The 13,727-nt window shown below is 36.8% G+C and carries 14 protein-coding genes and 1 riboswitch; all 14 genes read right to left on the reverse strand.

The features are described 5' to 3' along the window. Positions 1–2: 2 nt before the first annotated feature. The gene (locus tag ACIPKN_RS11945; RefSeq protein WP_142507236.1) at positions 3–530 is read right to left on the reverse strand and encodes an FHA domain-containing protein; all 528 of its coding nucleotides are present in this window, start codon (positions 528–530) and stop codon (positions 3–5) included. Between the two features lie 39 nt (positions 531–569). Then, positions 570–1,145, reverse strand: coding sequence for an FHA domain-containing protein (locus ACIPKN_RS11950; RefSeq protein WP_400936266.1), 576 nt, complete (start codon positions 1,143–1,145; stop codon positions 570–572). Positions 1,146–1,181: 36 nt separating this feature from the next. After that, entirely contained in the window at positions 1,182–1,616 is a 435-nt protein-coding gene (locus ACIPKN_RS11955; protein ID WP_400936269.1) for a J domain-containing protein, read from the reverse strand. A 92-nt stretch (positions 1,617–1,708) separates the two neighbouring features. Beyond that, the gene (locus tag ACIPKN_RS11960) at positions 1,709–2,134 is read right to left on the reverse strand and encodes a membrane-associated protease 1 (RefSeq protein WP_400936271.1); all 426 of its coding nucleotides are present in this window, start codon (positions 2,132–2,134) and stop codon (positions 1,709–1,711) included. Positions 2,135–2,363: 229 nt separating this feature from the next. Further along, entirely contained in the window at positions 2,364–4,532 is a 2,169-nt protein-coding gene (locus ACIPKN_RS11965; RefSeq protein ID WP_400936273.1) for a transcriptional regulator, read from the reverse strand. A 457-nt stretch (positions 4,533–4,989) separates the two neighbouring features. Further along, complete coding sequence (locus ACIPKN_RS11970) at positions 4,990–5,913, reverse strand: serine/threonine-protein kinase (RefSeq protein WP_400936275.1); 924 nt, start codon at positions 5,911–5,913, stop codon at positions 4,990–4,992. Between the two features lie 1,134 nt (positions 5,914–7,047). Next, on the reverse strand, positions 7,048–8,511 hold the full coding sequence (gene gcvPB / locus ACIPKN_RS11975; protein ID WP_400936277.1) for an aminomethyl-transferring glycine dehydrogenase subunit GcvPB: 1,464 nt from the start codon (positions 8,509–8,511) through the stop codon (positions 7,048–7,050). Further along, positions 8,504–9,850, reverse strand: a complete 1,347-nt coding sequence (gcvPA, locus tag ACIPKN_RS11980; protein WP_400936279.1) for an aminomethyl-transferring glycine dehydrogenase subunit GcvPA — start codon at positions 9,848–9,850, stop codon at positions 8,504–8,506. The genes gcvPB and gcvPA overlap by 8 nt, the downstream gene beginning before the upstream one ends. A 25-nt stretch (positions 9,851–9,875) precedes the next feature. Then, entirely contained in the window at positions 9,876–10,979 is a 1,104-nt protein-coding gene (gene gcvT / locus ACIPKN_RS11985) for a glycine cleavage system aminomethyltransferase GcvT (RefSeq protein ID WP_400936281.1), read from the reverse strand. Between the two features lie 282 nt (positions 10,980–11,261). After that, positions 11,262–11,354: riboswitch (glycine riboswitch) on the reverse strand. Between the two features lie 144 nt (positions 11,355–11,498). Next, positions 11,499–12,014, reverse strand: coding sequence for a shikimate kinase (locus ACIPKN_RS11990; protein ID WP_142507246.1), 516 nt, complete (start codon positions 12,012–12,014; stop codon positions 11,499–11,501). Between the two features lie 197 nt (positions 12,015–12,211). Beyond that, positions 12,212–12,637: a competence type IV pilus minor pilin ComGF gene (comGF, locus tag ACIPKN_RS11995; protein WP_400936283.1), complete on the reverse strand. Its 426-nt coding sequence runs from the start codon at positions 12,635–12,637 to the stop codon at positions 12,212–12,214. Beyond that, positions 12,630–12,947 (reverse strand): hypothetical protein, encoded by a 318-nt coding sequence (locus tag ACIPKN_RS12000; RefSeq protein ID WP_142507248.1) that lies wholly within the window; start codon positions 12,945–12,947, stop codon positions 12,630–12,632. Before ACIPKN_RS12000 ends, comGF begins: the two co-directional genes overlap by 8 nt. Beyond that, a complete protein-coding gene (gene comGD / locus ACIPKN_RS12005) occupies positions 12,940–13,380 on the reverse strand; it encodes a competence type IV pilus minor pilin ComGD (RefSeq protein WP_400936286.1) in 441 nt (146 codons plus the stop codon). The genes ACIPKN_RS12000 and comGD overlap by 8 nt, the downstream gene beginning before the upstream one ends. After that, a complete protein-coding gene (gene comGC, locus ACIPKN_RS12010) occupies positions 13,380–13,718 on the reverse strand; it encodes a competence type IV pilus major pilin ComGC (RefSeq protein WP_142507250.1) in 339 nt (112 codons plus the stop codon). The genes comGD and comGC overlap by 1 nt, the downstream gene beginning before the upstream one ends. Positions 13,719–13,727 lie beyond the last annotated feature (9 nt).

Below are 13,727 nucleotides of genomic sequence, written 5' to 3' on the forward strand. Positions count from 1 at the left end.
CATCATTCCTCACTGTTGTTGTTTTCCCATTCAAAATGAACACCACATAAGGGAATAAAAAGAAACATACTTCTGCCTAACTGAATAACATCATACGCAGCGAGTTCTGTTGGCGTATAAACCGCTTCATTATTAAGATAAGCTAAGCCTGATGCATCTCCTGGAAGTAGATAAAAGTTTCTTTTTTTAGGATCATAAACAATGACTGCATGGTTACGCTGAGAGATTGAATTATCTCCAACAATGCGAATGTGCATATCCTCTGCTCTACCAATAAAGTTTTTTTCCGATAAAATCCGATAGTCTCGACCCATTTGAGGCCCTTCAATACAAACTAACCATCCCGTTACCGGATCAATGCCATCCATTTCTCCGAGATATGGCATAGTTTTATCATCTACCTCAGCTACAGCTACTTGTTGGCCGCTTGGTCTTTGCTCCTGTTCCACCATTACATTGCAATATGGACAAACATTTCTATGTCTTCTTGAACTAAACATGTGACCATTCGTACATCTAATCAAACTCATTTTCGCTATCCCCCGTCTATGTTACGAATTTACTTGTCTCTATTTCACTAAAATTCGCGTATTTGCTATGTATATCATGTCTCCATTACCGATTGGGTAAGGGCTTTCGTGTTGTATTCTATTTTTAACGCGCTTATGAGCTTTTTTTATCCCAACACCATTTACTGAATCAATATCCTCTATGTACCATACGCCAGAAACATTGTTTAATACGGCATGTTCATAGTTGATAAGCGATTCATATTCTGTACCGCTTAAATTGATATCTGCCTTATTGTCAGCTGAACTTTTCCCAATAAGTAATGATGTTTGGTCATCTATCTCCCATTCATCTATTTCAGCTCCTCGATCATTGAGGAGAACTAATTTTCGAATTTTCTTGTTTGTCACACCGTCATTTTTATCTCTTGCTTCATACTTAACAGAGCCATAAACAATTGCTAGTATGACCAACATAAGTCCAATAATTGTTTTCAACATAAAATCCTGATTCATGACAAATACGTAAAGAATGAAAAAGAAGGCGATTATGACAATAATGATATCCATAACTTTTATAATCATTTGTTTCTTTGCTTTTTCAGTGTATGCATCCATTGAATTTTGACCATACATGGTATCACACTCCTTCATACTAGCTATGGCTTCGTTTTACTTGTTAAAAAAACGTTCAAATAAATCAGTTGTATCTAGTGGATTCTTCTTTGCATTCTTATTAAGAGTTGCTCCCGTTTCCTTTGTTTTAGGATTAAAACCAAAAAAATGCTCAAAATTCTTTTCAATATTGTTCATATTAAAATCTGGCTTTTTTTCAGTAGACTGTTGGCGTGTAGACTGTTTTTCATACGTCTGTCCATTACGCCAACTTTGACTAGCGCCATCTAGTTGAGCATCGTATGCTTCTCTTGAAGCCTGATCCTTTAGTACTTTGTATGCCTCTGTCACTGCTAAAAAAATCTTTTCAGATTCTTTGTTTCCACCGCTCACGTCTGGATGATGTTTTTTTGATAGTTTTCGATAAGCGAGTTTTATTTGTTCGGGTGTAGCACCTCTACTGACACCTAAAGTTTCATAATGCGTTTTCATGTTTTTCATCCCCAGTATTAGGATTATTCAAAATTATCTAAGGAACTATGAAAGTCCCTTAGATAATGTGGAGTAGCTATCAAGCTGCAATCTTAGACAGCGTAGCCGCCTTCGATTTTTGCCAAGTCTGTTTTGTCTTTCTTTTGTTTAATGAATAAGTAAAATTCACCAATACCTTCTGTGTCACCATACTTTTCTGAATAGTCAACAACGAATGCATTTGGGAAATTAATTTTTCTTACTACTTGATCAGCAGAAATAACTTCTAACGTTACTTTACGGTAACAGTCAGCTTTTTCAGCTGGTACTAATGACCATAATCCTAATTTCATCGTGTCATCAGAATTGTCACCATCTGTTGCAGTAAGAATTTTACCTTTTATTTTTAAAGTTGCTCCTACATCTGTTGAACGTGCGTTAGAATCATTTGGCGTATCTGTTTCATACTCAACAGTCATAATGCTATCTAACCCTAATTCAATTGCTTCTGATCCTTCTACTTTTAATACAAAACCCATTCTCAGTACCTCCTAAAATTTGTTTGAATCGTCTCAAAAAATCGTTTTAGGTGAAGTGTCTAACTAGTTGTATACATTCCTCCATGCCTAATGCAAAATACTTGAAGCATAGAGAAATATGTAATGTTTTCACCTTACAATTAATGGAGGATTCTATTTATGTTAAAAGATTTATGAAAAAATCTTAAACATACGACTTAAAAAATGTTTTAGTGTATGTGTAAACTTGTTAGGCCTTAACAGCACTACTTGCCTTTGTAATCATGACTTCAAGATTCTTCACATTACCGTTAAACACTAAGTCAATCTGACATGTGCTTGTTTTTTCATCGATAATGTAGCCGATATCATCTCCATCGTGAATAATGGAGTTTACATAGCCTTTATCTTGAATCCATTTGCTTTTTTGGCTACTTGGATTATTACTAAAGAATCGAACGATATTTTCGTGCTTAAAGTCGCCTGATTGGAATCGTAAAATTCTCTCAATATACGTACTCACTTGTGTTTTGTAGATTGAATCAAATCCATCTTCTTCCATCGCTAGACTTCTAGCTTTATACACAGTAATACGTTTAATATCTTTATCTTGCAGCTGCGCATTTTCCGAAGAGAATACAAAGCCAAAGCTTCTGCTGTTAATAGCATCTTTAATGTTATTAGTAAATCCTGAGATTTCTTTTGCCATTGTTGTAACGGCTTTAAGTGAGTTATCACCCGCTTCGATATCGAAGCGTACACCAGGATAATTTCTTTGAACATTTCTGAATGAGTCTTTCAAATATTCTGGACATTGATAAGCGGAAACGATACCTGCTGCTACATAGCTAGCACCAACATAGACGCCCTCTATCCAAAGCTTTAAAATATCCTCTTTCTCTTTAGATAATCGTGCTCCATTTTCTGTTGTCTGCATTCTTGTATCAATGATTACACCTGATTTATCTTTAGGAATAATCGTGAAGTTCGGTAAACATGGTATCGCAAACTCACTATAATCTTTTCGAACAAGCACTGAGCATTTATCGATTAGGCGATCAATACCTGCAGTAGCAATTCCACTGAATGTCGTTTCTTCCTCCGCCATGAAGTTGAAGAAAATCTGTATTTTATAATCTTTCACTGTATCAAGAAGGATGGATAACGATTCCATTGTATTGCCATCTTGCTTGGCAACCTTATCGTTCCCTTTAAATCTAGCTCTACTTACTTTCATTTTTCCGGAAGCTTCTAGTTCTAGTGCAGGGACAATTCCGTACCATACTGTATCTGTAAAGTCATTTTTGGAGTTAACCGTGTTTAAATACGTGCGTAAACGTGGTACGTTATTACTTTTAACGAGCATATCTAACTTTGTGTTCGTTACAAGTAACGAGGGCTGCATACCTTTGTTTTTCGTTGCATACTGATCAAAGTACATTTTTACGCCCAATAGCTTTTCCACTAATGGCTTCACTGTTTTTACAAATTCATCCTTAGCATCCTTATAGAATTCTAAGTATGTATTGTAATTTTGTACTTCTGTCTCTACATCAAATTCTGCCTTCACAGCTGGCAAAGGAGAGAAAGTTCTTACGACTAAATCTTTAACATAGGAGGATGGTGATTCTGTAATCGCCTCATAATCCTCTTCAAAAACTGTGCTCAAACCATAGTTACTATTTTCTTCAATAACCATTAGTTCTGAGCTATTATTTTGAGGTGCCTCAATGATTTTTAATTCACCATTATCACCGATAGATAGTGTCCCAATTTGTAATTTTTCAGATTCATCTTCATCTTGATTAACACCTAACAACAGCCTTGTTTTAATATCTTCAATTGCTAAAGGAAGCATCGCCATGACATTGTTGTAATTTCGACTCGCCACTTCAAACATCAAGTTTAGCTTGTCCCCTGTATCCAATTTTTTTGGATCGTCTTCATCTAATTTGTCATATTCACCATATAGGTAATGGATTTCTTTTCGGACTTGTCGAATATCGTCCATAACCTTTTTAGGAGAGATCATATCGAGCAAATTTTCAAACTTAAAATCAACGTTCGCAATGCCCTGACTTCTTTTCGTATCGATAAGTGTAAATAGCATTTTTAAAAAATCATTATTTTGGTCAATGGCTATTTCAGAAATACAGTCATCTTGAATTCCTTCAGGTTTTTTTAATGCATACATAACCTTTTGGTTCGCAGCATTGTAGAATGAGTAAACCGTTGGAGAAAACTTGTCTAAAAATTCATCGAAGCTTTTGACAAGAAGGTATTCATTCATTTCTTTGATTTTTTCATCACTTAGGCTGTCAATCCCTTTTACATCTCCAACAAGCGTAATTAAATCCATTTTTTCAGGATTAATTTCCTCAAAGAGCATGGTTCTGTTTGTTTGACTAATAATCTCCATTCAGTCGGCCGTATGATTATACAGCCATCCCTCCTTTTTGTAACGAATTTCGAGTAAGCATAATCATCAGTAAGCATCAAATAAAAATTAACTTTTTAGTCACAAAATGGTAACTAAAGATAAAGAATTTACAGTTAGTAAAACTAGAATTGTATTCTTACCTCCGACTTCTACATCACTGATGACATTATGTATCACAAAGTAACTATACAATATCTAATTTTATTGTCAATATTTACATTTGAATATTATGTAAAATAAATGTATTTAATTGGGTGTATGGTAAAAAATAAGCATTGAGAAATTTATGATATTTTAACGAAGACAGTGTATGTATTCGTTTTTTTTTACTAAAAAACAGCTTATAGCGTATTTTTTATACTCCATAAACTGCTTCGTAAGCACCTACCTTTAACTGTAAAATGATAACATAGAATCAAATCACCCAAATCATTGGTCAATTTGAATTATTTTCCTTAAAATGGTTCATTATCCTATTGACAATATCTTCAATAGTAATGACTAACTTCATATATTTTAATGAAGAACATCGCTTCCTCGCTTGCACGGCCAGCCCCCACATTATAGTTTGAGATAAAAGAGTACTCACCTTATTATTGTATTTTCTTACATTCTTAATATTATCCTCTATCAACCGCTGCGATATATTAGGTGGAATAACATTTGTCAGAGAATAGTAAAATGTTGCTGCTAAACTATAAATATCTGTATATACACCTTGCTCAGATATAGTCGAATATTGCTCAAGAGGAGAAAATCCTGAACTAGTAAATATTTGATAATTGTCGCCTGTTTTATAAAAAGTCGCTGAACCAAAATCTAGTAAATATGGATTACCTTCAGAATCGATCAAAATATTATTTGGTTTAATGTCACGATGGAGTATCCCTTTTTTATGTAAATAGCTTAAAGCATCAATAAGAGGGAGAAAAATATTAGTGTATAAATGAACTCTATCATTAATGGGATAATCCTTTAAATATTGATCCAATAACATTCCTTCATAATATTCCATAATGATATAAATCGATTCATTTTCTTCAAAGTGGTCAATATATTTGACCAAATTACGATGATTTATTTGCTGCATAATTAACGCTTCATTTAGAAAAATAGCTTTTAAACTCCCGAATTTCTCCTTTGTTGAAGGCAAACGATTAACGACTGTTTTATTATCCAAATCCCGTAAAGCAATGTCATTCGGGAAGAACTCCTTAATAATTACCTGATTCCCTTCATAAGTATTTTCTGCACTATAAACAAAGGACAATTTACTACTAGCAATAACTTCTTTTATTTTATATGTATCGTTCAAAACGCTATTTGCCGGTAAGCCCAATTCAACTTCAGTCGCTTGCATTTTCGTTCAATCATCCCTTTCAACATTTGAATTATGAACAATTTATTACATTTTTAATACGAAATATATTGTTTTAGCCTTATCATCATAACGTGTGGTTGATTTCTGTTCCGACTAGGGGCTTCCGATATACCACTTCGCTTCACTGCAAGGTCTCGGACCAACAGATGTTTTTTGCACGAAAGCGTAGTGCTAACGTAGCGACCCGCAAAGGTTTTATCCGCGCTATAGCGACGCGGCAGTGGCTACAGGGTTTTTCTGCGCGATTGCGACGCGGCTGTGGCTACAGGGTTTTCTGTGCGATTGCGACGCGGCTGTGGCTACAGGGTTTTTCTGCGCGATTGCGACGCAGCAGCGCAACAGCACGAAGTTGGTCACGAAGGCATCCACAACGTTTGATGACAATCCGTTATTTTAACTAAAATACAAATTAATGTAAGTATATCAATATACACCCTTTTATTAAATAGTTATCTTTTAGTAGATTTACATCGAATAGTGGGGGTAGGCACAATGTGAAGCCGTTGCGTTCTTTTTTCCTGCCACTTTGCTGGTTCTATCCATCTTTTTGATGGTTCTATCCGTTGCTCTCGATTTTCTTTCCGTCGCTTGGACCATTCTTTCCGTCTCTTCGGCCCTTCTTTCCGTCACTCTAATTTCTTTCCGTCGTCTTGGCCCTTCTTTCCGTCGCTCTAACTTCTTTCCGTCACATTGGCTCTTCTTTCCGTCACATTGGCTCTTCTTTCCGTCACTCTCGATTTTCTTTCCGTCGCTTGGATCATTCTTTCCGTCTCTTCGGCTCTTCTTTCCGTTGCTCTAATTTCTTTCCGTCGCTTTGGCCCTTCTTTCCGTCGCTCTCGACTTTCTTTCCGTCGCTTGGACCATTCTTTCCGTCACTCTAATTTCTTTCCGTCGCTTTGGCCTTTCTTTCCGTCACTCTAATTTCTTTCCGTCGCTTTGGCCTTTCTTTCCGTCTCTTCGGCTCTTCTTTCCGTCGCTCTCGACTTTCTTTCCCTCTCTTCGGCACTTCTTTCCATCGCTCTGTCTCCTACCCGTCACTTTACTATCAAAAAAAGAATAGAAAAAACGTCCAACAAGTACTTAAATACTCATTGGACGCCTTATGGCAGTTAATTATGCTTTTTGGTAGCGAAGCACAGGTGTACGAGCAGCGCGTGTTTCGTCTAAGCGAGACACGACTGTTGTATGTGGTGCTTCTTGTACGATCGATGGATTTTCTTCTGTTTCTTTTGCAATTTGGATCATTATATCGCAGAATGCATCTAATGTTTCTTTTGATTCTGTTTCTGTTGGCTCGATCATTAACGCCTCTTCCACATTTAACGGGAAGTAAGTTGTTGGCGGATGGTAGCCAAAGTCTAACAGACGTTTTGCGATATCTAAAGTACGAACGCCAAGTTTCTTTTGACGACGACCTGATAATACAAATTCATGTTTACAATGACGGTTATATGGTAGATCGTAGAATGGCTCTAAGCGACGCATCATGTAGTTTGCGTTTAGTACAGCGTATTCTGTTACAGCTTTTAAGCCATCTGGACCCATTGTACGGATATAAGTGTATGCGCGTACGTTGATACCAAAGTTACCGTAGTAAGGTTTAACACGACCGATTGATTGTGGACGGTCGTAATCGAAGTGATATGTTCCTTCCGCTGTTCTTACTAAAACTGGTTTTGGAAGGAATGGAATTAAATCTGCTTTTACACCTACTGGACCTGAACCTGGGCCACCGCCACCGTGAGGACCTGTAAATGTTTTGTGTAAATTTAAGTGTACGCAGTCGAAGCCCATATCACCAGGACGTGCTTTACTCATAACTGCGTTTAAGTTTGCACCGTCATAGTATACTTTACCGCCAACAGAGTGGATCAGTTCTGCCATTTCGATAATGTTTTCTTCAAATAGACCAAGTGTATTTGGATTTGTTAGCATTAATGCAGCTGTATCAGAACCAACTACTTTGCGTAAATCTTCAATATCTACTAAACCATTTTCATCTGATTTAACAGTGATAGTTTCAAAGCCTGCAACAGTTGCCGATGCTGGATTTGTACCGTGAGCAGAGTCAGGAACGATAACTTTATTACGATGACCTTCATCGTTTGCTTCATGGAAGGCACGGATCATCATTAATGCTGTCCATTCACCATGTGCACCCGCCGCTGGTTGTAATGTCACTTCATCCATACCTGTAATTTCAACTAATGAGGTTTGTAGATCGTAAAGAAGCTCCATCGCACCTTGAACTGTTGACTCATCCTGTAATGGGTGAACATTTGCAAAACCAGAAATTCGGGCAACTGCCTCGTTAATTTTAGGATTATATTTCATCGTACAAGAACCAAGAGGGTAGAAGCCAGAGTCCACACCGTGGTTTCGACGAGAAAGTGCTGTATAGTGACGCATAATATCAAGCTCAGATACTTCTGGTAATTCCGCTGCTTCTGCGCGTACTAAGTTTGCTGGCAGTAAATCTGCGAGATCAGCCTCTGGTACATCAAGTGCTTCTAAGCTGTAACCTACGCGACCTTCTTTGGAAATTTCAAAAATGAGTGATTGATTTTCGTTATGCATTAAGAGCCCCCATTTCCGCAACAAGTGCATCAATTTCTTCTTTCGTGCGTAATTCTGTTATAGCGATTAGCACGTGATTTTTAAGAGAGTCATATGTTTGACCTAAAGGATAACCACCGATGATACCTTTTTCAATTAAGCCTTTATTAATTTCTTTCACACATTTATTTGTCTTTACAACGATTTCGTTAAAGTGTGCACCTTGGAATGCTACTGTGAAGCCTGCAGCTTCAAAGGCATTTTTAGCATAGCGAGTTTTCGCAATATTTTGCATAGCCATTTCACGAACACCTTGCTTGCCAAGAGCAGTCATTGCTACAGAAGCGGCAAGTGCAAGAAGCGCTTGGTTCGAACAAATATTAGATGTTGCTTTATCACGACGAATATGTTGTTCACGTGCTTGTAATGTTAAAACATAACCACGACGTCCTTCACCGTCTACTGTTTCACCAACAAGACGACCTGGAACTTTACGCATTAGCTTCGTTGTTACTGCAAAGAAACCACAGTGTGGACCACCGAATGCTTCAGAAATACCGAAGACCTGTGCGTCCCCTACACAAATATCAGCCCCTAGTTTACCAGGTGGTGTTAAAATTCCTAGTGCAAGTGGGTTTGAAGATACAACAAATAAACTTTTTGCCTCATGTGCAATATCGCCAATTACTTGTAAGTCCTCTATTTGACCAAAGAAGTTTGGATATTGTGCAATAACAGCTGCCGTATTGTCATCCATTAATTCCTTTAAAGCTTCTACATCTGTCACACCATCTTTTTGTGGAACAGTAACAATTTCAATAGATTGACCGTATGCATATGTAGCAACGACATCACGATACTCAGGGTGAACCGTTTCCGATACTAAAATTTTCTTACGGCGTGTATGTCCAGCTGCAAGCATACCTGCTTCCGCTAATGCTGTTCCTCCATCGTACATAGAAGAGTTTGCAAGATCCATACCTGTAAGCTCTGCAATCATCGTTTGGAATTCGAAAATTGCTTGTAATTCCCCTTGTGAAATTTCAGGTTGATATGGAGTATACGCTGTGTAAAACTCTGAACGAGAAATAACATGATCCACGATAACCGGTTTGTAGTGGTTGTATACGCCAGCACCTAAAAACGATACGTTAGCATTTGTATCTTTATTTTTCGCAGCCATTGCCGTTAATTCTTTTAATAAAGCTGATTCAGATTTCGCTTCTTTAATATCATATAGGCCTTTAAAACGTACTTTTTCTGGAATATCCCCAAATAACTCATCAACTGAGGATACACCGATTACGTCTAACATTTCTTGTTTATCTTGCTCCGTCATTGGTAAATAACGATGTTTCATAAATGTAGGTCCCTCTTTTCAACTTTTATTTTGAACGCTTGTAAAACGGTGTTTCAACTGTTACTACTTTTAAGTGCTTACCACGAATTTCGATTTCCAATTCAGTTCCGATAGTTGCGAATTGGCTGTCAATTAATGCGTGACCAACATTACGTTTAGAGGAAGGAAGCTGTGTACCTGTTGTCACTTCACCGATTTCCTGACCATCCTTAAACACTTTGTAGCCATGACGAGGAATTCCTTTATCAATCATTTCAATGCCAACAATTTTACGTGACAGCCCATTTTCTTTTTGTGCCGCTAATGCATCATGACCATTAAAGCCCTCTTTATTTAACTTCACAGCAAAACCAATACCAGCCTCAAGAGGTGAAATTGTTGCTGATAGCTCTTGACCGTATAATGGAAGACCTGCTTCGAAACGAAGTGTATCACGGCATCCTAGACCTGCTGGGATAACGCCTTTGTCTTTTCCAGCCTCTAAAATTTCGTTCCATAAAGCTTTAATATCTTCTGGAGAGCCGTATAATTCAAAACCATCTTCCCCCGTGTAACCACTACGGGATACTAATGCTTTATGACCAGCAACTTCAACATCTGCTTGGAAACGGAAGTATTTAATCGTTTTTAAATCAGTGTCTGTTAATGTTTGAAGAACTTCTTCTGCTAATGGACCTTGAAGGGCAATTTGTGCATAAGCATCTGATTGATTGTCGATCGTTACATCATATTGATGTTGGTTTTCCATCATCCAATCATAATCTTTTCCAATATTTGCCGCATTTACGCACAATAAATAATGATTGTCTGCTAATTTATACGTTAATAAATCATCAACAACGCCACCATCTTCATAGCACATTGCATTATATTGCGCTTGACCTACTGCAATTTTTGAAATATCATTTGTCAAAAGATTTTGTAAAAAATCTAGTGAATTAGGTCCAGTTACTAAAATTTCACCCATATGTGATACATCAAATAAGCCAGCACGATTACGAACTGCATCATGCTCTTCTTTAATAGAAGAGAATTGTACTGGTAATTCCCATCCGCCAAAGTCGATTGTTTTACCACCATACTTTGCATATTCTTCAAATAGAGGTGTACGCTTTAATTCATTCGTCATTATTTTTGCCCCCTTAAATGGTAGTTACATTTTTTACTGGTAGTAGTTCGTCTGCTTTTTATAAGTGCAATCATGCTTCCCCTGTTTGTTCATTCAATTAAGGAATAGAAACTAACAACATTAGGCAAAACATTTAGACATAAAAAAAGACAGACGAACCCCTTTTCGGGATTCTCTGTCCTTAAACCTGAAAGTTACACCAGACTGGCTCGCATACCTACAATGCCAAACAGCCGGCTTTCCCCTTTGGTGGCTGTAGTACTACAGCTCTCTCCAGAGTTGCGTCTTGTACGAGTCCTTTTACCTGAGAGATTCATAACATTTTGTTATTTGCTCCTTCGGTGACGTCTACACGTGCTCTCCCCGCACAATCATCCGCCCAAGATTCATCTTGGTACTATTTAGTATTCAATGAACATTTAGTTACTTATTTGTCTATATCCTAACATTAATTGCATTGAAAAGGCAATCATTTTTTAATTTATATCAAAACACGAACGTTTGATTCATTTATTTTAATCAACGTTCGCCTTTTAACCTTTTAACTTGGAATACTAAATACTCAAGAATTTGGCGGAGTGTTCTGCCCTCTGTTAACACTTGTATATGTCCAGTTTCACGATAGAATCTTCTTCTGTAATGATACAGCTTCTCTAGCTCCTCTTTCGTTGAACTCTGTACAATTGGTCTGTTCGGATCATGCTGTATTCGTTTGTATATATCTTCGAATGTCGCATCTAAAAAAAACACGAGCCCACTGCGTCTCATTATTTTTCGATTTTCAGCATTGATTGCAACTCCACCACCTGTTGAAATAATACAAGCTTCGTCTCGGAAATTTTTCAAAAATTCTGTTTCTATTTCTCGAAAACGTACTTCTCCATATTTTTCAAATATCTGTGGAATTGTCATTCCCTGCTGCCGAACGATCTCATGATCCATATCATAATAAGGCATCTTTAACAAATAGCTTAAACGTCTTCCTAACGCACTTTTGCCGGAGCCCATAAAACCAACTAAATATATTTTTCGCATTCGAATCACCTTCTTATAACTACGATTCTACACTGTCTGACAAAATTTGTCCTAATAAATTTATCGTAGCTCGAATATTCAGCTTTTCTAGGTCATTATATGTTCGAAACTGAATCTCATAAGACATACAATACGTAAGAACAAAAGTAGTTACAAAAAATAATAATGCAATTGCGATTAAAAATATAGCCCCTCTGTCACTTTTCAATAACTGGAACATAGAAAGTTCGCTCCTTTTTGATACCACTTGGAAGTTCTACAGCTACTGTTAACATATTTTTTTCAAATTGGAACTGACATTTGTTAATATCAATTAGCATTGGTACATGACCACCATTTACTTGTTCACGAATTAAATTGCTATAACAATCAATATTATGAATAGTATCTCCTTTCTGGAAGGTTATTCTCTTTTGGTCTTGTCGAATCGTAAATGAAGAAATATCATTTAAATACATATTCAAATCATAAACAAAAACCTCCCACTTCGATTGTTCATCAGATAGTACTGTTGTTTTCATTTCTACAAACCAAAGCATAATGAACACAACAAGGTGTGCAATAAGCACAAAAACAACTAATTGAAATAAGGCTTCTAATAATGTATAGCCACGTTCATTCATCGACTTCACCTGTCAGTTGTATACATTTTTTACGTAATTCCCGTGTATTTTGAAAACTTACACAAATTCCCTGTCCATTCATAGACCATTGGAAATCTACATTTTCAACGGTATTAGTGCCTTCAGTTTGCTGTAAATAGCGATAACGCTTTAAGCCTTCATAGGCGGTTTCAGCTGCGATAACTTCTAACTTCTTGTTATAAAGAGTCGACTTCATCATGTAGCTGATCGGTATTAATGTCGTGCATAATAACATAACAATGACTATTGATAAAATCGTTTCTACAAATGAATAGCCAGATTCATTCAACTCTCGATCTCCCTCGTCCTAACGTAATCACAACCTTTTTAGTACCCTGAGGCGTTTTAAAATAAACAGTCCCTGGGGTCATGACGTTTCCATTGTAATTGTATATAATCGTGTTAATTGAACCTGAAGAAAGTACGACCTCAACCCCTTTTGGAAAAGGTCGTTCAAATAATTCTGTATAAAAATCCTTTTTAATGATATATCTTTTTGATGAGCTCTCAAATTTTATCGAAATGTATTCTCTTTTGTGCATACTATACGTTTGTATATATTGTATATCTAATTGAATTTGTGTGAAAAATCGCTCAATCTCTCTAGTTTCCTCTGCTTTAACCGAGTACTTTATGACAATCGCCGATAAACACATAACGATAAACAATACAATGAGCATTTCAACAAATGTAACACCACGCTCACTTTTTATAGTATCCATCAGTTACCAGAGCCATTATTAGAAGAAATCTTCGCCAATCGTACCTCTCCATCATTAGTGATCATTATCTCTTCTTTATTAGGACAGGTCGTTTCATCCTTCTTTAAATAGCCTTTTTCTACCAGATCTTCAATTGTTGGATAAGCCATAAAATCTACGCGATACGCCTCTACCTGGCCTTGCACCATAGAGATATACGCTTTACAGCCCTTCTCATCGACGGTGGCAAAATGTTTCGTAACATTAGGGATTGTTATTAAAATTAATATCGAAATAATTAGCAAAACGATGAGCATTTCAATCAACGTAAATCCAGCTTGCTGCTTTATCCGTTTCATTATTATCCT

Origin of the sequence: Lysinibacillus sp. NPDC086135 (assembly GCF_044746345.1) — a bacterium.
GTDB lineage: Bacteria > Bacillota > Bacilli > Bacillales_A > Planococcaceae > Lysinibacillus.

Coding starts and splice junctions, on each gene's coding strand:
- ACIPKN_RS11945 (WP_142507236.1), bottom strand. CDS start 530: ATGAGTTTGATTAGATGTACGAATGGTCACATGTTTAGTTCAAGAAGA.
- ACIPKN_RS11950 (WP_400936266.1), bottom strand. CDS start 1,145: ATGTATGGTCAAAATTCAATGGATGCATACACTGAAAAAGCAAAGAAA.
- ACIPKN_RS11955 (WP_400936269.1), bottom strand. CDS start 1,616: ATGAAAACGCATTATGAAACTTTAGGTGTCAGTAGAGGTGCTACACCC.
- ACIPKN_RS11960 (WP_400936271.1), bottom strand. CDS start 2,134: ATGGGTTTTGTATTAAAAGTAGAAGGATCAGAAGCAATTGAATTAGGG.
- ACIPKN_RS11965 (WP_400936273.1), bottom strand. CDS start 4,532: ATGGAGATTATTAGTCAAACAAACAGAACCATGCTCTTTGAGGAAATT.
- ACIPKN_RS11970 (WP_400936275.1), bottom strand. CDS start 5,913: ATGCAAGCGACTGAAGTTGAATTGGGCTTACCGGCAAATAGCGTTTTG.
- gcvPB (WP_400936277.1), bottom strand. CDS start 8,511: ATGCATAACGAAAATCAATCACTCATTTTTGAAATTTCCAAAGAAGGT.
- gcvPA (WP_400936279.1), bottom strand. CDS start 9,850: ATGAAACATCGTTATTTACCAATGACGGAGCAAGATAAACAAGAAATG.
- gcvT (WP_400936281.1), bottom strand. CDS start 10,979: ATGACGAATGAATTAAAGCGTACACCTCTATTTGAAGAATATGCAAAG.
- ACIPKN_RS11990 (WP_142507246.1), bottom strand. CDS start 12,014: ATGCGAAAAATATATTTAGTTGGTTTTATGGGCTCCGGCAAAAGTGCG.
- comGF (WP_400936283.1), bottom strand. CDS start 12,637: ATGAATGAACGTGGCTATACATTATTAGAAGCCTTATTTCAATTAGTT.
- comGD (WP_400936286.1), bottom strand. CDS start 13,380: ATGGATACTATAAAAAGTGAGCGTGGTGTTACATTTGTTGAAATGCTC.
- comGC (WP_142507250.1), bottom strand. CDS start 13,718: ATGAAACGGATAAAGCAGCAAGCTGGATTTACGTTGATTGAAATGCTC.